This window comes from Sphingomonas sp. Marseille-Q8236, from assembly GCF_965112005.1.
Genome location: NZ_CBCOPO010000001.1, coordinates 329,443 through 347,710 on the forward strand (window position 1 = coordinate 329,443; position 18,268 = coordinate 347,710).

The 18,268-nt window shown below is 69.8% G+C and carries 17 protein-coding genes, 1 tRNA gene and 2 riboswitches; of the genes, 4 read left to right on the plus strand and 14 right to left on the minus strand.

Annotated features, from left to right (window positions below):
* Positions 1-56: 56 nt before the first annotated feature.
* The 6 genes from cobF to cbiE are packed head-to-tail and all read right to left on the minus strand — an operon-like array spanning position 57 to position 5,151.
* The gene (gene cobF, locus ACWPWT_RS01540; protein WP_454278275.1) at positions 57-821 is read right to left on the minus strand and encodes a precorrin-6A synthase (deacetylating); all 765 of its coding nucleotides are present in this window, start codon (positions 819-821) and stop codon (positions 57-59) included.
* Positions 818-1,540, minus strand: coding sequence for a uroporphyrinogen-III C-methyltransferase (gene cobA, locus ACWPWT_RS01545; protein ID WP_454278276.1), 723 nt, complete (start codon positions 1,538-1,540; stop codon positions 818-820). The genes cobF and cobA overlap by 4 nt, the downstream gene beginning before the upstream one ends.
* On the minus strand, positions 1,537-2,844 hold the full coding sequence (locus ACWPWT_RS01550; RefSeq protein WP_454278277.1) for a cobyrinate a,c-diamide synthase: 1,308 nt from the start codon (positions 2,842-2,844) through the stop codon (positions 1,537-1,539). Before ACWPWT_RS01550 ends, cobA begins: the two co-directional genes overlap by 4 nt.
* Positions 2,841-3,605: a precorrin-4 C(11)-methyltransferase gene (gene cobM, locus ACWPWT_RS01555; RefSeq protein WP_454278278.1), complete on the minus strand. Its 765-nt coding sequence runs from the start codon at positions 3,603-3,605 to the stop codon at positions 2,841-2,843. The genes ACWPWT_RS01550 and cobM overlap by 4 nt, the downstream gene beginning before the upstream one ends.
* Positions 3,602-3,958 (minus strand): cobalamin biosynthesis protein, encoded by a 357-nt coding sequence (locus ACWPWT_RS01560; protein ID WP_454278279.1) that lies wholly within the window; start codon positions 3,956-3,958, stop codon positions 3,602-3,604. Before ACWPWT_RS01560 ends, cobM begins: the two co-directional genes overlap by 4 nt.
* Positions 3,952-5,151, minus strand: a complete 1,200-nt coding sequence (cbiE, locus tag ACWPWT_RS01565) for a precorrin-6y C5,15-methyltransferase (decarboxylating) subunit CbiE (RefSeq protein ID WP_454278280.1) — start codon at positions 5,149-5,151, stop codon at positions 3,952-3,954. Before cbiE ends, ACWPWT_RS01560 begins: the two co-directional genes overlap by 7 nt.
* Here cbiE and ACWPWT_RS01570 point away from each other — a divergent pair.
* On the plus strand, positions 5,150-5,896 hold the full coding sequence (locus ACWPWT_RS01570) for a cobalt-precorrin-6A reductase (protein ID WP_454278281.1): 747 nt from the start codon (positions 5,150-5,152) through the stop codon (positions 5,894-5,896). The two genes, cbiE and ACWPWT_RS01570, sit on opposite strands and share 2 nt — an antisense overlap.
* On the opposite strand, the gene cobJ is transcribed toward ACWPWT_RS01570, so the two are convergent.
* The 7 genes from cobJ to ACWPWT_RS01605 all read right to left on the minus strand — a co-directional run bounded on the left by cobJ (position 5,872) and on the right by ACWPWT_RS01605 (position 14,832).
* The gene (cobJ, locus tag ACWPWT_RS01575) at positions 5,872-6,621 is read right to left on the minus strand and encodes a precorrin-3B C(17)-methyltransferase (protein ID WP_261269914.1); all 750 of its coding nucleotides are present in this window, start codon (positions 6,619-6,621) and stop codon (positions 5,872-5,874) included. The two genes, ACWPWT_RS01570 and cobJ, sit on opposite strands and share 25 nt — an antisense overlap.
* Positions 6,618-7,346, minus strand: coding sequence for a precorrin-2 C(20)-methyltransferase (gene cobI, locus ACWPWT_RS01580; RefSeq protein ID WP_454278282.1), 729 nt, complete (start codon positions 7,344-7,346; stop codon positions 6,618-6,620). Before cobI ends, cobJ begins: the two co-directional genes overlap by 4 nt.
* On the minus strand, positions 7,343-7,972 hold the full coding sequence (locus tag ACWPWT_RS01585) for a precorrin-8X methylmutase (RefSeq protein ID WP_454278283.1): 630 nt from the start codon (positions 7,970-7,972) through the stop codon (positions 7,343-7,345). Before ACWPWT_RS01585 ends, cobI begins: the two co-directional genes overlap by 4 nt.
* On the minus strand, positions 7,972-9,096 hold the full coding sequence (locus ACWPWT_RS01590) for a cobalamin biosynthesis protein CobG (protein WP_454278284.1): 1,125 nt from the start codon (positions 9,094-9,096) through the stop codon (positions 7,972-7,974). Before ACWPWT_RS01590 ends, ACWPWT_RS01585 begins: the two co-directional genes overlap by 1 nt.
* Entirely contained in the window at positions 9,093-12,314 is a 3,222-nt protein-coding gene (gene cobN, locus ACWPWT_RS01595) for a cobaltochelatase subunit CobN (RefSeq protein ID WP_454278285.1), read from the minus strand. The genes ACWPWT_RS01590 and cobN overlap by 4 nt, the downstream gene beginning before the upstream one ends.
* Before the next feature lie 5 nt (positions 12,315-12,319).
* On the minus strand, positions 12,320-13,357 hold the full coding sequence (gene cobW, locus ACWPWT_RS01600; RefSeq protein ID WP_454278286.1) for a cobalamin biosynthesis protein CobW: 1,038 nt from the start codon (positions 13,355-13,357) through the stop codon (positions 12,320-12,322).
* Positions 13,358-13,538: 181 nt separating this feature from the next.
* Positions 13,539-13,739: riboswitch (cobalamin riboswitch) on the minus strand.
* Between the two features lie 22 nt (positions 13,740-13,761).
* On the minus strand, positions 13,762-14,832 hold the full coding sequence (locus ACWPWT_RS01605; protein ID WP_261269920.1) for a HoxN/HupN/NixA family nickel/cobalt transporter: 1,071 nt from the start codon (positions 14,830-14,832) through the stop codon (positions 13,762-13,764).
* Between the two features lie 165 nt (positions 14,833-14,997).
* Positions 14,998-15,199, minus strand: a riboswitch (cobalamin riboswitch).
* 108 nt (positions 15,200-15,307) lie between these two features.
* Here ACWPWT_RS01605 and ACWPWT_RS01610 point away from each other — a divergent pair.
* Positions 15,308-15,874, plus strand: a complete 567-nt coding sequence (locus ACWPWT_RS01610) for a septal ring lytic transglycosylase RlpA family protein (protein WP_454278287.1) — start codon at positions 15,308-15,310, stop codon at positions 15,872-15,874.
* 159 nt (positions 15,875-16,033) lie between these two features.
* Here the strand turns inward: ACWPWT_RS01610 and ACWPWT_RS01615 are convergent.
* Positions 16,034-16,110: transfer RNA gene (locus tag ACWPWT_RS01615), tRNA-Pro, on the minus strand.
* Between the two features lie 192 nt (positions 16,111-16,302).
* Between ACWPWT_RS01615 and yajC the strand changes: the two genes are divergently transcribed.
* Positions 16,303-16,653 (plus strand): preprotein translocase subunit YajC, encoded by a 351-nt coding sequence (yajC, locus tag ACWPWT_RS01620; protein WP_454278288.1) that lies wholly within the window; start codon positions 16,303-16,305, stop codon positions 16,651-16,653.
* 7 nt (positions 16,654-16,660) lie between these two features.
* On the plus strand, positions 16,661-18,265 hold the full coding sequence (gene secD, locus ACWPWT_RS01625; protein WP_454278289.1) for a protein translocase subunit SecD: 1,605 nt from the start codon (positions 16,661-16,663) through the stop codon (positions 18,263-18,265).
* Positions 18,266-18,268 lie beyond the last annotated feature (3 nt).

Sequence of the window (18,268 nt, forward strand, 5' to 3'; positions counted from 1 at the left end):
CAGGCCTGCGGCCTGCCACCTCCCCTGCGAGGGGAGGAAGATCATGGGGCGGGCCATCACAGCCCCTCCCCCACTAGATCCCCGCCGCGCCGCAGCAGATACACATCCATGATCCAGCCATGCGCGCGCCGCAGTTCCGCCCGGCGCGCCACGATCCGCTCGGCGACGTCCGCCAGCCGCCCGGACTCGATCGCCTGGTGCGCCATGCCCAGATACGCCCCCCACCAAATGGCCGCATCCGGCTGGTCCAGCGTGGTGAAGGCGCATCCGCCGTCCAGCATCACCGCGACGCTGTCCGCCCCCTCGGGCCAGCCGGTTTCGCGTAGGCGTCGCCCGGTCGTCACCATCACCGGCGCGCCGACCGCGTTGAACGGGATGGCATGCGCCGCGCACAGCGCCTGGAGGCTGGTGATCCCCGGCACCACCGTTACCCGCTCCACCGCCGCCAGCCGCCGGGCGATTCGGATCGTGCTGTCATAGAGCGAGGGGTCGCCCCAGACGAGCAGTGCCACCCGCCCGCCATCCGGCAGATGCGCGGCAATCTCCGCCGCCCAGCATTCGGCGATCGCGTCATGCCAATGCTCGACCGTATCGAGATAGGCGCCCTCCGCGGCGCGCACCGGCAGGTCGAACTCGACCACGCGCACCTCCGTCCCCACCAGCACCTGCGCGCAGATGTCGCGGCGCAAGTCGATCAGCTCGACCTTGTCGCCTTTACGCGGCAGCAGGATCAGGTCGGCGGCGCGCATCGCGGCCTCGGCGGCGCGGGTCAGGTGGTCGGGATTGCCCGTGCCGATGCCGATCAGGTCGAGATGGATCACAGATCCTCCATCAACGGGCCATAGAGGATCAGCGCCGCCTTGTCCGACACGCCCTCCGCCAGTCGCGCGGCCAGTCCGGCCACGGTCGAGCGGGTCAGGCGCTGGTCGGGACAGCCGACATGCTCAGCCATCAGCGCGGGCGTTTCGGGCGGCAGGCCATGCGCGATCAGCGCCTCGGCCAGCGCGGGGAAGGTCCGCTTGGGCATGAACACCACCGTCGTCGCGCTCGCATCGGCCAGCGCCGCCATGTTGCGGTCGGCGGGCAGCGTGCCGGTCACGTCATGGCCGGTCACGAACTGCACCCGCCGCGCCTCGGCCCGCCGGGTCAGCGGAATGGCGGCCGCCGCCGCCGCCGCGCTCGCCGCGCTGACGCCGGGGACGATCTCGAAGCAGATACCGGCCGCCTTCAGCGCGACCATCTCTTCCTCCAGCCGCCCGAAAATGCCGGGGTCGCCCGATTTCAGCCGCACCACCCGCTTGCCCGCCAAGGCGTGATCGACCAGCAGCCGGTCGATCTCCGCCTGTTTGGGCGAGGCGCGGCCCGCCCGCTTGCCCACCGCGATCAGTTCGGCGCCGGGCCGCGCATGGGTCAGCATCGGTCCGGCGGCCAGATCGTCGAACAGCACGACATCGGCCTGCCCCAAGCAGCGCACCGCCTTGAGCGTCAGCAATTCGGGGTCGCCCGGCCCCGCGCCGACCAGATGGACGAAGCCGCTCACCACCAGCGCGCCACCAGATGGAAGAAGGTGCCGGTCACCGCGCCCCGCCGCGATCCGGTTTCGAGCACCGCCTCGCCCTGCGCATCCACGACATGCGCGAGCGGCGCGTCGGGCTGTTCGAGGACGGTCGAATAATGGAATTCATGCCCGCCCAATACCGCGCCCTCGGGCATCCCCGCCACCTCGCCCAGCAGCGTCGCACGGCGATAACCCAGATGCATCTTGCGCTTGGCATAGCTGGTCACGAGACCGAGCAGCCCCGCCATCCGGTGGCTGACGCCCTCGGCATCGATCAGCGCCTCGCCCAGCGCCATATAGCCGCCGCACTCGCCATGGACCGGCCTGGTCCGGGCGTGGTTGGCCAGCCCGGCGCGGAACGTCTCCGCCGCCGCCAGCCGCCCGGCGTGAAGCTCAGGGTAACCGCCGGGCAGCCAGACCAGATCCGCCGACGCATCGGGCGCTTCGTCGGCGAGCGGCGAGAAAGGCAGGATTTCGGCACCCGCCGCCCGCCAGCCCTCCAGCATATGCGGATAGACGAAGGAGAAGGCCACATCCTGCGCCAGCGCGATCCGCTGGGCCGGTGGCGATGGCAGGATCACGTCGGTAGAGGGCGCGATCTTGGCATAGGCCGCCGCGCGGATCGCTTCCAAGTCGACATGCGCCGCCAGGAAGGCCGCATAGTCGCCGATCAGCCGGTCGAGTTCGGGATGCTCGACCGCCTGCACCAGCCCCAGATGCCGCTCCGGCAGCACGAGGTCGCCGCGCCGGGGAAGCGCGCCGAAGACCGGCAGGCCGATCTCCTCGAACCCCAGCTTCGCCAGCCGCTCATGACGCGGGCTCGCCACGCGGTTCAGGATCACGCCGGCCACCCGCAGGTCGGGGTCATAGCGCGCAAAGCCCAGCGCGGTCGCCGCCGCCGACTGGGCCTGTCCCGATACGTCGATGACCAGCACCACCGGCCAGCCCATCCGCCGCGCCGTCTCCGCGCTGCTGCCCATACCGGTCGCACCGGGTCTGGCGACGCCGTCGAACAGCCCCATCGAGCCCTCCGCCAGCACCAGTTCGGCATCCGCCCCGCGTTGCCCCAGCGTATCAAGCAGCGGCGCAGGCATCGCCCAGCCGTCGAGATTGAACGACGCCCGCCCGCACGCGGCGCGGTGAAAGGCGGGGTCGATATAGTCGGGGCCGCTCTTGAACGGCTGCACCGCCACCCCCGCATCGCGAAATGCGCGGAGCAGGCCCAGCATCACCGTCGTCTTGCCGGTGCCCGAGGCGGGCGCGGCGATCATCAATCCTGGCGTCATTCGATCGTGTTCCCAGGGCGATAGCGGCGGTCATAGCCCTCGGCGTACAGCCGGCTTTCGGCGAAATCGCTCTGGTCGAGGACACGGCCAACCAGGATCAGCGCGGTCCGCTCCGGGCCATCGGCGGCGGCCGCCTCGATGGTCGCAAGCGTCGCGCGGACGATCCGTTGCTCGGGCCAGCTCGCGCGCCAGACGATCGCGACCGGGCAGTCCGCACCATAATGCGGACTCAGATCCGCGACCACTTTCGCAAGGTTATGGATCGACAGGTGGATGGCGAGCGTCGACCCCGTCACCGCGAAGGCGGATAGCGACTCCCCTTCGGGCATGGCGCTGGCGCGGCCTGGGGTGCGGGTCAACACCACGGACTGGGCGATGCCGGGGAGGGTCAGCTCGCTTTCCAGCACCGCCGCCGCCGCCGCGAAGGACGGTACGCCGGGTGTGACCGAAACGGGAATGCCCAGTTCGCGGAGTCGCCGCACCTGCTCGCCCATTGCCGACCAGACCGACAGGTCGCCCGAATGGAGCCGCGCGACGTCCTGGCCCCTGGCATGGGCGTCGGCGATCTCGGCGACGATCTCGTCCAGCGTCATCGGGGCGGTGTTCACGATCCGCGCGTCCGGTGGACAATGGTCCAGCACCGCTTCGGGCACCAGCGACCCGGCATAGAGACAGACCGGGCATGCCGCGATCAGGTCGCGTCCGCGCAAGGTCAGGAGATCGGGGGCGCCGGGTCCGGCGCCGATAAAGTGAACGGTCATTGGTCGAGTCCTTGGGCGATGGCGCAGGTCGCCATTCGGTCGGAGGATGTCACGCGGGGCACGATGATCCGCGCACCCGGTCCGGCGGCGGCGAGCGCCGCAGCTTCGGCGACGCTACCGACGCCGCGATAGGCAAGGCTGGCGGCCGAACGGGTCGGGGTGTCGATCCCGCGCAAGCTATCGACGGGGATGGGGCGAACGGAAAGCCCCTCGGCCAGAGCGAAACCGGCGATCGCCGCAGCCCGGTCGGCGGGCACGGCCAGCGCGTCGGGGCGCACGCCCGCCACGGCGAGCGCGCTGCGGAAGGACTCGTGCGTCGCCCCCGCCCGGCATCCGAAACCGGCGATCACCATGCGACCCGCCATTGCACGATGGGGTAGCTCGCCTTCCACCCCCGCTTGGTGCCGAGCGGTCGCGCGCGCGCCAGTTCGATGCGCAGTAGATCGCCGCCATAGCGCGCATGGCACTCCGCCAGCAGGGCCTCCGTTTCCAGCGTCACGGCATGCGCCACCAACCGACAGCGCGGAAGGGTCCGCAGCGCCTCCACCAAAGGCCGCGTCAGCCCCCCGCCGACAAAAACCGCATCGGGGTGCGGCCGATCGGCGAGAAGGGCGACCGCATCCCCCTCGACCAGGTCCAGCCGGGTGACACCCAGCCGCGCGGCATTGTCGGCGGCGCGGACGAGACGGGCGGGATCGCGCTCGAACCCCAGGGCACGGGTGGTCGGATCGCTCAGCAGCCATTCGATCGCGACCGATCCCGATCCGGTGCCGATATCCCACAGCAACTCGCCCGGACGCGGGGCCAGCGCCGACAGCGCCAGCGCGCGGACGGGACGCTTGGTGATCTGTCCGTCATGGTCGAACCAGTCGTCGTCCAGCCCACTCCCACGGGGAAGCACGCGGCCGTTACCGGCGGGCTCAATCGCCACCGCGACGGGGTGCGCGATATCGGTCCAGTCGAGCGCATCCGCCGTGCAGGCGCGCACCCGCTCGCGCGGCCCGCCCAGCGCCTCCAGCACGGTCAGCGTGCTTGCGCCGAATCCCTGCTCGGCCAGCCACGCTGCGAGGCCCGTCACCGACGCGCCGTCGCGCATCAGCGCCAGCACCCGCTGCCCCGGTGCCAGATGCGGCCGCAGGGTCTCGACCGGGCGGGCGTGAAGGCCGATGCTCTGGATCGTCTCGACCGGCCAGCCCAGCCGCGCCGCCGCCAGCGACAGGGTGGAGGGGGCGGGATAGGCGACCCACTCCCCCACCTCCAGATGACGGGTCACCACCGATCCCGCGCCGAACCAAAAGGGATCGCCCGAAGCGAGCATCACCACCCGCTCTCCCCGCTTGGCGAGGAGCATCGGCACCCCCTCGGCAAAGGGTACCGGCCAGACGATCCGCTCCGCCGCGCCCTTCTGGGGCAGCAGCGACAGGTGACGCGGCGCGCCCATCACGCTATCGGCGGCCTCGATCGCGGCGCGTGCGGGGGCGGTCAGGCCGTCCCAGCCATCCTCGCCGATCCCGACGATCGTCAGCCAGGGTCCGGAGTCAGCCATGCGCCATATCCTTCTGCTCGGCGGCACGACCGGAGCGAGCGCGCTGGCCACCGCGCTGGCGCAGCGCGGCGAACGCGCGGTGCTGAGCTATGCAGGCCGCACCGAGGCGCCGCGCGCGCAGGCGATCCCGACGCGGGTCGGCGGCTTTGGCGGCATCGAGGGGCTGGCCGATCATATGACCCGCGAGGGCGTGACGCATCTGGTCGATGCCACCCATCCCTTCGCGGCGCGCATCAGCGCCAATGCGATCGCGGCGGCCGAGTTGGCGGGTGTGAAGCTGCTCGCATTGACCCGACCCGCCTGGGACGCGGGCCCAGGCGACCGCTGGATTCGCGTCGCCGATACGGCGGAGGCCGTGGCTGCGCTGGGCAGCGAGGCGGCACGAATCTTCCTCGCGCTCGGTCGACAGACCATCGGAAACTTCGCCGATGCTGCGCAGCATTTCTACCTGCTGCGCTTCGTCGATGCCGCCGAGGTCCCCGCGCTGCCGCACCATCATCTGGTGGTGGATCGCGGTCCCTTCACGCTGGAGGGCGAAATGGCCTTGCTCCGCGCACACCGGATTCAGGTGATCGTCGCCAAGAATGCGGGCGGATCGGGCGCGCGGGCCAAGCTGGATGCGGCGCGCGAACTCGGGCTGCCGGTCGTGATGATCGACCGCCCCTTCATCCCCGACCGGCCTCAGGTGGAGAGCGTCGCGGCGGTGCTCGACTGGCTCGATCACGGCGTCGTCCGGGGGGTGTAGAGGATCGGGCGGCCCGTGTGTGGGATCATCCGCGTGCGGCTGGACCCGATAATGACGACGGTGCGCATGTCCGCCATCTCGCCCCGCGCCTGGGGCAAGGGCACGATGCGCAGATGCTCCTCCGGGGTCGAGACGGCGCGGGCGAACAGCACCGGGCGGTCGTCGCCGCACGTCTCGCGGAGCAGCGCAAAGGCCGCGTCCAGCGCATCGGGCCGCGCCTTGGACCGGGGATTGTAGAGCGCAATGGCGAAATCCGCCTCCGCCGCAAGTTGCAATCGAAGCTCGATCAGCACCTGCGGCTTAAGATTATCCGACAGGTTGATCGCGCAGAAATCATGCCCCAGCGGCGCGCCCGCCCGCGCGCTGGCCGCCAGCATCGCGGTGATGCCGGGCAGGACGCGGATGTCCAGGTCGTGCCACCGCGCCGGGTCCTCCTCCACCCGCTCGAAGATCGCCGCCGCCATGGCGAAGACGCCCGGATCGCCCGAGGACACCACGACCACCCGCGCGCCCGCCTCGGCCATTTCCAGCGCATGGAGCGCGCGGTCACGCTCGACCCGGTTGTCGCTGGCATGGCGGGTCAGGCCGGGGCGTTCGGGCACGCGCGCGACATAGGGGATATAGCCGACCACATCGGTCGCCTCCGCCAGCGCCGCCGACACCTCGGGCGTAACCATGGCGTCCGCCCCCGGCCCCAGCCCCGCGACGATCAGCCAGCCGCTCATGGCCGCCGCCCCTGCCCATGGATCAGCGCGATCGAGAAATAGGGCGCGGGCGCGTCCTCCACCGCCGCCAGCCGCCGCACGCGCTCGCCCGCTTGGGCGGCATGTTCGATCAACCACGCCTGGTCCGACCGCCCCGCCGCCGCGATGGCACGGCGCAGCTTGGGCAGATGGCGGCCGATCTTCATCACGACCAGTGCATCGGTCTCCGCGATGCGGCGGGTCAGTTCCGGCTCGGGCAGGGTCGCCATCGCGACGGTCAGCACATCGTCGCCCCAGGTGATCGGCGCGCCGCTGGCGGTCCAGGCGCCCGACATGCCGGTGATGCCGGGCACCACCGCGACGGGGGCGTGGGGAAGCAACCGACTGTGCAGGTGCATGAACGAGCCGTAGAAGAAGGGATCGCCCTCGCACAGCACCACCACATCCTCGCCGCGCTGCACCAGCGACAGGATATGCGCGGTGCAGGTCGCGTAGAAGGCGGACAGGCATTCATTGTAGCGCGGGTCGGTAAAGGCGATCTCGGTCGTAACCGGATAGTCCATCGGATATTCGACCACATCGTCCCGCAACATGCCCTCGACGATGGTGCGCGCATGGCCGCGCCGCCCGGCCTTGCGGAAATAGGCGACGTGCCGGGCCCCGCGCACCAGCCGGTCGGCGCGGACGCTCATCAGGTCCGCCGCGCCGGGGCCGAGGCCGACGCCGTGGATCGTGCCCGTCGTCATTCGGCGCGGCTCGCAAGCGCGTTGATCGCCGCGACGGTGATCGCGCTGCCGCCCGGACGGCCCTTCACGATGGCGCAAGGGACGGGCATCGCCTCCCACAGCGCGTCCTTCGACTCCATCGCGCCGACAAAGCCGACCGGACAGCCGATGATCGCCGCCGGACGCGGACAGTCGGCGTCTTCCAACATGGTCAGCAGGTGAAAGAGCGCGGTCGGCGCGTTGCCGATCGCCACCAGCGCGCCCGCCAGATGCGGCCGCCACAGCTCCAGCGCGGCGGCGGAGCGGGTCGTGCCCATCTCCTTGGCCAGGGCAGGCACCGACGGATCGCGCAAGGTGCAGATCACCGGATTGTCGGCGGGCAGCCGCGCGCGCGTGACCCCCTCGCTGACCATATGCGCGTCGCACAGGATCGCCGCGCCCGCCGCCAGCGCCTGCCGCCCCGCCGTCGCGAAGCCGCGCGAGAAGTGGATCGACGGCGCCAATTCGACCAGCCCGGCGGCATGGATCATGCGGACCGCGACCGGCTCTTCCTCCGCATCGAAGCGATCCAGCTCCGCCTCGGCGCGGATGATGGCGAAGGACTGGCGATAGATCGCCGCGCCATCGGTTTCGTAACTATAGGGCATCAAGAGGCTCCGAGAAGCGCGACCGCCCGCTCGGGCGACAATCCGGTGTGAAGCGGTGCCGCCCCGGCGCGGGCGTTGCGGGCCAGATCGAAAGCCCCCTCGCGCCCGGTCAGCACCCAGTCCGCCGCCCGTGCCCGCGCGCAGCCCTTCGCGCAACCCGAGACGTGCAGACGCCCCTCGATCGACGGCGCGAGGCGCGCGGCCAGATCGCGGGTCTCGACGCTCGCCTGCGGACAGGCGGGCGCGCCGACACAGGCGTCAACGTGGAGGATCGGCGCATCGTCCAGCACCATGCCGGTGGCCGGCCGGGGAGCGACGCCCTCCGCGATCAGCAGCCGCCACGGGGTCAGCCGAACGGCACAGCCCTGGCTGCGGACAAAGGTGGCCAGCGCCGATGCCCCGATCCGGCCGAACGGCAATCCATAGACCGCACCGATCGGATGGGCGCCGGGCCGCATCGGCGGGCCGCCCTCGCCCGGCACCGCATCGCCACTCGCCCAGTTGGGCAGATCGGCCGCGTGGCGCGCCATCCGTCCGGCGGCGGCGCCTTCGCTCTCGACGAACCAGTGCGCCAGCCGGATCAACGCATCGGCAGCGGTCCGGCGCGTAATGCGTATGCCCGCCGCCCGGCCATCGGCGCGCAGCAGCAAGCCCCCATCCACCCCCCGCTCGATCCGGAAATCGGCGGGCGCTTCCATCAGCATCGGGGTCGGCCCCGCATCGATCGCAAAACCGATCTTGCTCGGCAGATCGGGCAAGTCGGTCAGCCGCGCGCGCAACTCGGTCGCGATGCCATGCGAATCGTCGTCCTCGCGCCAGTCGGGATTGATCAGGATCGCGCCCCGCGCCTCGCGCACCGGATCGGGATCGACCAGCCTCAGTGCGCGGAGCGCCTCGACCATCCGAGGCCAGCTCCGCTCGGTCGCGCCACGCAGTTGCAGGTTCGCTCGCGCCGTCAGGTCGATCTGGCCATTGCCATGGGCGTTCGCGGCCTCGCAAAGCCCCTCGACCTGATGCGCCGCCAGCCGGGCCAGCGGCGGGCGGACCCGGACCAGCAGGCCGTCGCCTGCCATCATCGGCCGCCACGCATCGGGGCACCAGCCCTTGACCACGAACCCGCTCATGCCGCGCCGTCCAGCATCGCCAGCACCGAGTTGCGCCGCGTCCGCCACAGCCCCGCCGCATGAAGCGCCGCAAACCGCGCCTCCATCGCCGCCAGCGCCTGCGGGTTCGCCTGCGCCATGAAGTCGCGCACCTCGTCGCGGGCCAGCGTCGCATCCCAATAGAGGTCGATCAGCGACGCGGGCACCACGTCCGCCAGATGCGCGAAGCTGCCTAGATGGTCGAGCGTCGCCGCGATCTCCGCCGCGCCGCGAAAACCATGCGCCATCATCCCCGCCACCCAGCGCGGATGGGCGGCGCGGGCATGGACGGTGCGGGCGATCTCCTCGTCCAGCGTCCGCGCCCTGGGGCTGGCCGGATCGCGCGTGTCGAGATGATAGAGCGACGCCGCCCCCTCTCCCAGCGCCGCCCGCGCCGCCGCGAAACCCGCCTGATGCGCCGCATAATCCGCCGCCAGCAGCAGGTCGCTCTCGGGGAGGTCGTGGAGGTGGACAAAGGCCTGCGCCCCCGCCACCCGTGCCGCGATCCCCTCGGCATCGCGCCGGTCGCCATCGTCCAGCGCCGTCGCCGAGGCCGCGAGCCAGCTTTGCCCCGCTGCGATCCGCGCGGCCTCGTCATAACTCGCTTCGGGGTCGAGCCCGATGCCATAGCGCCCCGGTGCGGGGCCATAGACGCGCGGGGTCGCCTGCCCGACAAAGGGGTTCCATTCCGGTTCCTCGTCGCGCTGCCCCAGCGCGCGCACCGCCTGCCCGAAAAGGGCAACCAGATGCGGGAAGGCATCGCGGAACAACCCCGACACGCGCAGCGTCACATCGACGCGCGGCCGATCGAAGCGCATCAACGGCATCACCTCGAACCCCGTCACCCGCTCCGAGCGATGGTCCCATAGCGGCTCGACCCCGATCAGGTGGAGCGCCATGGCGAATTCCTCGCCCGCGGTGCGCATCGTTGCCGATCCCCAGAGATCGACGATCAGGGTGCGCAGGTGATCGCCCTCCTCCTGCATGTGCCGCCGGATCAGTTCCTCGGCGAGCTTGACCCCTTGCGTCTGCGCGGCGCGGCTCGGCACCGCGCGGGGATCGATGGCGTAGAGGTTGCGCCCGGTCGGCAGCACATCGGCACGGCCCCGGTAGGGCGAACCCGATGGCCCCGCCGGAACGCGTTTTCCGTCCAGCCCCGCCAGCAGCCCGGCCCGCTCGGCCGCGCCCTGTTCGCCACGCCCGAAGACATGGAGCCCCTCGCCGAATTGGCTGTCCTTCACGTCGCAGACAAAGGCATCGATCCGGGCGAGCGGATCCTCCGCTCCCGCCAGCCCCAGCGTCTCGCCCAGCCCGACGCTGTCCGCCTCTTCGGCGATCAGGCCGCGCAGCCGGTCGCGGCGCGCGGGGTCGAGGCCATCGGCATTGGCGTACTCGTCCAGCAGCGCCTCCAGCCGTCCGAGCCCCGCGCCCGTCTCCGCCTGGACCAGCGCCGGCGGGACATGGCCGACCGTCACCGCACCCAGCCGCCGCTTGGCCTGCGCCGCCTCGCCCGGATCGTTGACGATGAAGGGATAGAGGACGGGCCAGTCGCGCGTCAGCGCCTCGGGCCAGCAGGCGTCGGACAGCGCAACCGCCTTGCCGGGCAACCACTCCAGCGTGCCATGCGCGCCGACATGGACCAGCGCGTCGATCGCTTGCGCACGCAGCCAGAGGTAGAAGGCGACGTACGAATGACGCGGACAGCGCGACAGGTCGTGATAATCCTCGCCCCGCGCGCTCGGTCGGCCGCGTTCGGGCTGGAGCGCGACGATCGCCTTGCCCAGCGCCAGCGCGGGGAAGTGGAAGGCATCGCCCTCGACCAGCGGGTCCTGCTCGACCGCGCCCCAGTTTTCGATCAGATCGGCGCGCAACGCTTCGGGTAATGTGGAAAGTGCGTCGTGATACGCCGCCACCGGCCATGCGATCCGGTTGGCGAGCAACGCGGCGGGTAAATCCGACGGGGCTTCCACATCATAACCGGCCGCGCGCAGATCGCCGAGGATCGCTTGCGCCGAGGCGAAACCGTCCAGTCCGACCGCATGCGCCGCCTGCCAATCCTTGCCCGGATAGGTGGACAGCAGGATGGCGAGCCGCCGCTTCGCCGCCGGGGTCGCGGCGAGCGTCGTCCAGCCCGTCACCCGGTCGGCGACCGCTTCGATGCGGCTCGATTCGGCACGGTGAAGGCGCAACGCCACGTCGAAATCGGGGTCGCGCTCGCCCGGTTGCTTGAAGCTGACGACCCCCGCGAACAACCGTCCGTCGATTTCGGGCAGGACGACATGCATGGCGAGGTCGGCGGGTGACAGGCCCCGCGTCGAACCCGCCCAGCCCTCGCGGTCGCTGGTCGCGAGCGCGACCTGAAACACCGGCACGCCCGCGCCATCCAATGGCGTGGCGTCGTCCTCGCCCTTGGCCGAGAAGGCGGTCGCGTTGACGATCGCCGCCGGAGCCAGCGCCTCCACCCAGCGCGCAACCCAAGGCCCCGCCCCCTCGGCTTTCAGCGAAGGGACGAACAGCGCGACGGGATCGAAACCGCGTGTCGCCAAGGCGGCGTGAAGGGAGGCGATCGGCTCCAGATCGGCGGCGACCAGATAAGCGCGGTAGAAGATGATCAGAACGCGGGGGCGGCAGATCGTCAACAGGGACGCGGCCGGACAGGTGACGCCTTCCGGCGACCAGCCACCGACCGGCGCCACCGCGAAGCCGCCTCCGCGGACCATCAGGGTCGAGGACAATTCGGCCAGCGCCAGGGCGGCGGCCTGCGCCCCGCCCGCATCGCACAGCGCGGTCAGCCTTCGCACCATCGCGTCGTCCACCGTCGAGGCTGCCGCCAGCCGTCGATCCTCGCGCCCGTCCGCCGCCAGCACCGCCAGCGCGATGCCGCGCTCGCGCGCCAGCCGCTCGACTTCGCGCAGGCCATATTCCCAATAGGCCGCCCCGCCGATCAACCGGATCAGGATCGCCTTCGCATGCGCCAGCGTCTGTTCGACATAGGTGTCGACCGACAGCGGATGGACCAGCGCCGCCAGATTGGCGAGCCGCAGCGACCAGGGGAATCCCCCCGCCCGCCAGCCCGCCGCAAAGGCGCTCAGGTCGCTGTCGGAAAAGGACAGCACCACCACATCACCGGGGCGTTGCCCCAGATCCTGCGGAACCGCCTGTTCCTCCAGCCCATGGCTCTCGCGAAAGACGAGATGCACGCGCGTTAGCCCTTCAGCACACCCTCGATCGCGGCGCGGTCGATCCGATCATGCTCGGCGATGACGACCAGACGGGTGCCGCGCGGCTCGCCCGCACCCCAGGGACGGTCGTAGCTGGTGCGCACCCGGCGACCGACCGCCTGGACCAGCAGCCGCATCGGCTTGCCCGCGACCGCCGCATAACCCTTTACCCGCAGGATATCCTGCTGCTCGGCGAGCGTCACGATGCGCGCGGCGATTGCCTCGGGGCTCTCCACCTCGCCCAGCATCACCGAGATGCTGTCGAAATCGTCATGCTCGTGATCGTCCGCACCGTCATGATGCGAGGGGCGCGCGGCGATGTCGTCCTCGGCGGCGGCTTCTAGGCCCAGCACGATCTCGGCGGAGACGATGCCGTCGACCGCCTCGACCATGGGCAGCGGGCGCGGGGCCTCGGCGGCGATGATCGCGCGTGCCTTGGCGATGCCCTCCGGCCCGGCCAGATCGGCCTTGGTCAGAAGGACGAGGTCGGCGCACGCCAGCTGATCCTCGAACACCTCGGACAGCGGGGTTTCATGGTCCAGGCTGGGGTCGGCGGCGCGCTGCGCCTCCACCGCGTCGAGATCGGGGGCGAAGCGGCCCGCCGCAACGGCCTCCGCATCGGCCAGTGCCACCACGCCGTCGACGGTGATGCGCGAGCGGATGGCGGGCCAGTCGAACGCCTTCAGCAGCGGCTTGGGCAGCGCGAGCCCTGAGGTCTCGATCAGGATGTGATCGGGGCGCGGCTCCATCGCCAGCAGCTTTTCGACCGTCGGGATGAAGTCGTCCGCGACGGTGCAGCAGATGCAGCCATTGGCCAGCTCGACGATATTCTCCGCCGGGCAATCGGGGATGGCGCAGGATTGCAGGATGTCGCCATCGACGCCCAGCGTGCCGAATTCGTTGACGACCACCGCCAGGCGGCGACCGCCCGCATGGCGGATCAGGTGGCTGATGAGCGTGGTTTTCCCGGCGCCCAGAAAGCCGGTGACGATGGTGACGGGGACCTTGCTAAGGTCACGCATGCTATTTCTCCGACGCGCCGGACGAGCGAGCGCGGACACGGGACCGATCGCCGGCGCGGTGACGGACGGGCGCAGTCTAATGCGTCCGCCCCGCGTGTCGGCGACCGATGCGGCCCCGGCCGCATGGCTTCGTCGCTCCCCGACGGAGAACCGTGCCCCGACCACCCCCTGGGTCCAGGCAAGAGCGACCATGACGCCGGCAGGTCTCCTGGCTCGCGGGTCAAAGCGAGGGGATGCGCCTTCCCGGATCACTCCAGTGGCCGTGCCTCCGATGGGGCACCAGCATCGCTCGCTCACCGCTTACAGTTGCAGGGACAGCCGGGGATTTGCACCCCATTCCCGTTTCAAAGCCCCAAGGGGCACCGGCGCGATCTTCGGGGCCTTTCGGCCCCGATGAGCGGCATTTATCCCGCCGCGCCGGGCTTTGCAATTCGCGCCTCCATCGCGGCGAACCCGCGCCAGCGATAGAGGAGGAAGCTGGCACCCCAGCAGAGGACGAACAGCCCGACGATGGCGAAGCCCAGCACATTGAAATGCTCCGACAGCGCCCCGGCATAGCGGAACGGCCCCGCCGTCCAGCCGAACCGCTCGGCGAGCAGCGCGGTCGCCTGGATGCCGCCGATCACCAGCGCGACCAGCGCCGAGACCAGGGTGATCGTCATATTATAGTAGAGCTTGCGAAGCGGATGGACGAACGCCCATTCATACGCGCCCAGCATCACCAGCCCGTCGGCCGTGTCGATCAGCGCCATGCCCACCGCGAATAATATGGGGAAGACCAGGATCGTACCGAGCGATATGCCGTCGGCGGCGTGCGCGCCCGAAAGGCCCAAAATCGCGACTTCGGTCGCGGTGTCGAAACCCAGTCCGAACAGGAAGCCGAGCGGCGCCATGTGCCAGCTCCGCCGGATCAGCCGGAAGAGCGGACGAAAGAGGCGCGACAGCGGCCCCTGCCCCGAAAACATCATGGCGGCGTCCGCCTCCGCCATCGGCTCGCCGCGCGCGACCCGGCGGAACCGGGTCCACACGTCGCGCAGGATGATCAGGTTCATGATCGCGATCGCGAACAGGAAGCTGGCCGAGACGATCGTGGCGATGGTCCCGCCGCTCTGCCCAAAGGCCTCGAAATCGGCGAGCGTCGTGGCGGCGAGCGCGACCGTCGTCGCCGCGATCAGCACGATGGCGGAATGGCCGATCGCGAACCACAGGCCGACCGCAATGGGTCGCTGCCCGTCCTGCATCAGCTTGCGAGTGACATTGTCGATGGCGGCGATGTGATCGGCATCGACCGCGTGACGGAGCCCCAGGCTATAGGCGAGCAAAGCGGTGCCGAGCATCAGGCTGTTGCCCGCGAACACGCTCAGCGCCCAGCCCCAGACGGCGATATTGACGAAAACCAGCGCGGCCATCAGCAGCGCGACCCGCTTCTTCAGCGGCAACCGGGCGCGCGGCGCTCCGGCATGATGGTAGGACATGGGTGATACCCCCGGCGTCATTGCGACAAGGGCCGAACTCCGCTGGCGCGGTCACCATCCCACCCCACGGACGCACGCCGGGCAAGATGGCCGATTCGTCTCGGCCGATGGGCGTCGCTCGCATGATACAATATATCCCAGCCATGACCATCCCCTGGATCGCAGCAAGAGCGACTCGCACCGGCAGGTCTCCTGGCTTGCGGGTCGAAGCAAACGCGACACGGCCTTCCCGGATGGCTCCAGTGGCTGTCCCCTATTGCAGGGACCGGCATCGCTCGCTCACCGCTTACAGTTGCAGGGACAGCTAGGGATTTTCACCCCATTCCCGTTTCAAGCCCCTAGGGGCACCGGCGCGATTGACCGGCGGCGGGCTGAAAGCCCTTGCCGGTCGGCATGGGGATAGTCTGCGGCGGATGGAGGCGCAAACCGCTTTATCGGGCCGGACGCTCGGCTTAATCCGGATCACATGGTGGATGTGAGAAGATGGCGCCGCTGGGCACCCGCGGCGGCGAGCCTGGTCGCGGCCTGCTCGGGCGGCAATTACCGGCCGGTCAGCGATTATCCGGTGCGGATCGGCAAACCCTATTCGGTACGCGGCGTCACCTATGTCCCCGCCGAGGACGCGACCTATGACATGCTCGGCTATGCCAGTTGGTATGGCAGCGAATCGGGCAAGCGCACCGCGAATGGCGAGCGCTTCCGCCCCGGCTGGGCGACCGCGGCGCACACCACCCTGCCGCTGCCCAGCTATGTTGAGGTGACGGCGCTGGGCACGGGACGGCGGATCATCGTGCGCGTCAATGATCGCGGGCCGTTCGCCGGATCGTCGCGGATCATCGACCTGTCGCGCGGCGCCGCCGAACAGCTCGGCCTGCGCGCGGTGGGCAAGGCGGCGGTACGGGTGCGGCGGGTGGAGCCGGACGAGAAGGACCGCGAACGCCTGCGCCACGGCAAGGCGGCGCGGCCGTTGCCGCCGGTATCGGATGCGGTGCGAGCGAATCTGCTGTCGCAGATCGCGGCGGCGGGCATGACGGTGCGGTAGATGTCGTCATCCCGGCGAAGGCTGGGATCTATGCGTCCGACAGGACAAGGGGCGCCAACGGCCCCTGGCCTTAGCCGGGGCGGCGATCGGCATATGGCCCATAACGAAAGAGCAGGTTCTCACCCGCTCCGCCGTCATCTGCCAATTTTGGAAGAAGATTGGTCGGGGCGACAGGATTCGAACCTGCGACCCCCACACCCCCAGTGTGATGCGCTACCAGGCTGCGCTACGCCCCGACCGAGCGGCGGCCTCTAGGCGGGTTTTCCGTGGGATGCAAGCCTTGATGTTGCAATGGCCGCCACCCCACATCGGGCTCTCCATTGCGCCTGTCCGCCTGCGATGGTAGCGGGCAGGCTATCCGACATGGGGGCTGGTCGATCGTTCGCGGTCGGCGGGTGCCCGTGCCCATTCAGCATAGACGGGTCCGAATGTTCATTCCCTTCACCGCCCCAGTCGCCGTGATGGCTGCCGCAACCGGCACCGCCGCATCGAGCGGAGCCGCCTCGTTCCTCAGCCTCGCGCCGCTGCTCCTCGTCTTCGTCGTCTTCTATTTCCTGATGATCCGTCCGCAACAGCGCCGCATGAAGACGCTGCAGGCCGCGGTCGAGGGGGTCAAGAAGAACGATCAGGTCACCACGGCGGGCGGCATCGTCGGCAAGGTGACCCGCGTCGAGGACGCGCTGGTCGAGGTCGAGATCGCCCCGAACGTTCGCGTCCGCGTGGTCAAGGCGACGCTGACCGACGTGGTCGATCCTACCGCCAAGCCCGCGAACGACTGAGCCTTCGATGCTGGATTTCCCCCGCTGGAAGGTCGCTTCCATCGTCGCGTTGCTGGCGGCCCTGTGCCTGCTGGCGATCCCGAGCTTCCTGCCGGAGAGCGTCACCAACACATGGGGGAGCATTCCGCACCCGCGTGTGAACAAGGGCCTCGATCTGGCGGGCGGCAGCTATCTGCTGCTGGAGGCGGACACCGCCGACCTCGCCAATACGCGGCTGGAGACGATGCGCGACCAGGTCGCGGCCGAAATGCGGCGCGGCAATCCGCGTATCGACATCGGTGACATCTCGGTCCGGGGCGGCCAGCTCAGCTTCATGCTGCGCGATCCGACCCAGGTCGATGCGGCGCGTGAGCGGCTGCTGTCGATCACCGGCGGCGGGGCGGGCATGACCGGCCAGCGCGAATGGGACATCCAGGTCGTCGATACGTCGCGCTTCGTCCTGAAGCCGACCCAGGCGGGTCTCACCCAGGCGATCGACACCGCGATGAAGACCGCGACCGAGGTCGTACGTCGCCGTATCGACGCGCTGGGCACCAAGGAGCCGACGATTCTCCAACAGGGTTCCAGCCGTATCGTCGTGCAGGTGCCGGGGCTTCAGGACCCGCAGCAGCTCAAGGACCTGATCGGCAAGACCGCCAAGCTGGAATTCAAGCTGGTCGACACGACCGCCAATCCGGTGGAAGTGGCCAAGGGCAATGCGCCCGCCGGCAGCCAGGTCCTGCCCTATCCCGGCAATCCGCTGGGCGCGCCGGTGATCGCGGTCAAGCGGCCGGTCATCATCTCCGGCGACCAGTTGATCGACGCGCAGCAGACCTTCGACCAGCAGACCAACGCGCCGCAGGTGGCGATCACCTTCGACGCGCAGGGCGGTCGCAAGTTCGCGCGGATCACGCAGGAAAATACCGGCAAGCCATTCGCCATCATCCTCGATGGCCAAGTGCTGTCGGCCCCCAATATCAACGAACCGATCCTGGGCGGTCGCGCCTCGATCAGCGGCAACTTCACCGTCGACACCGCCAACCAGCTCGCGATTTCGCTGCGCTCGGGCAAGCTGCCGGTCGATCTGAAGGTCGTCGAAGAGCGCACCGTCGGCCCCGATCTGGGCGCCGACTCGATCCGCAAGGGCATTCTCGCCTCGGCGATCGCAGCGGTCGCGGTGATCGTGTTCATGGCCGTCACCTATGGCCGGTTCGGTATCTATGCGAACATCGCGGTCGTCATCAACGTGCTGGTCATCCTGGCGGTGATGGCGATGCTGAACGCGACGCTGACCCTGCCGGGTATCGCGGGCTTCATCCTGACCATCGGTACCGCGGTCGACGCCAACGTGCTGATCAATGAGCGTATCCGCGAGGAACGGCGGCGCGGGCGAAACGTCGTCCAGGCGGTCGAGCTGGGTTACAAGGAAGCCAGCCGCACCATCTTCGAGGCGAACGTGACCCACGCCATTTCCGGCATCATCATGCTCGTACTCGGCTCGGGCCCAGTCAAGGGCTTCGCGGTCGTGCTGCTGATCGGCATCGTGACCAGCGTGTTCACCGCCGTTACCTTCACGCGGATGCTCGTGGCGCTGTGGTTGCGCCGCGAAAAGCCCAAGACCATCAATATTTGAGGC

Bases quoted from the DNA above. Each gene is read 5' to 3' on its own strand.
- secD (WP_454278289.1), top strand. From the start codon at position 16,661: ATGCTGGATTTCCCCCGCTGGAAGGTCGCTTCCATCGTCGCGTTGCTG.
- yajC (WP_454278288.1), top strand. From the start codon at position 16,303: ATGTTCATTCCCTTCACCGCCCCAGTCGCCGTGATGGCTGCCGCAACC.
- cbiE (WP_454278280.1), bottom strand. From the start codon at position 5,151: ATGGCTGACTCCGGACCCTGGCTGACGATCGTCGGGATCGGCGAGGAT.
- ACWPWT_RS01550 (WP_454278277.1), bottom strand. From the start codon at position 2,844: ATGACGCCAGGATTGATGATCGCCGCGCCCGCCTCGGGCACCGGCAAG.
- cobW (WP_454278286.1), bottom strand. From the start codon at position 13,357: ATGCGTGACCTTAGCAAGGTCCCCGTCACCATCGTCACCGGCTTTCTG.
- ACWPWT_RS01560 (WP_454278279.1), bottom strand. From the start codon at position 3,958: ATGGTGATCGCCGGTTTCGGATGCCGGGCGGGGGCGACGCACGAGTCC.
- cobJ (WP_261269914.1), bottom strand. From the start codon at position 6,621: ATGAGCGGCTGGCTGATCGTCGCGGGGCTGGGGCCGGGGGCGGACGCC.
- ACWPWT_RS01590 (WP_454278284.1), bottom strand. From the start codon at position 9,096: ATGAGCGGGTTCGTGGTCAAGGGCTGGTGCCCCGATGCGTGGCGGCCG.
- ACWPWT_RS01585 (WP_454278283.1), bottom strand. From the start codon at position 7,972: ATGCCCTATAGTTACGAAACCGATGGCGCGGCGATCTATCGCCAGTCC.
- ACWPWT_RS01570 (WP_454278281.1), top strand. From the start codon at position 5,150: ATGCGCCATATCCTTCTGCTCGGCGGCACGACCGGAGCGAGCGCGCTG.
- cobM (WP_454278278.1), bottom strand. From the start codon at position 3,605: ATGACCGTTCACTTTATCGGCGCCGGACCCGGCGCCCCCGATCTCCTG.
- cobI (WP_454278282.1), bottom strand. From the start codon at position 7,346: ATGACGACGGGCACGATCCACGGCGTCGGCCTCGGCCCCGGCGCGGCG.
- ACWPWT_RS01605 (WP_261269920.1), bottom strand. From the start codon at position 14,832: ATGTCCTACCATCATGCCGGAGCGCCGCGCGCCCGGTTGCCGCTGAAG.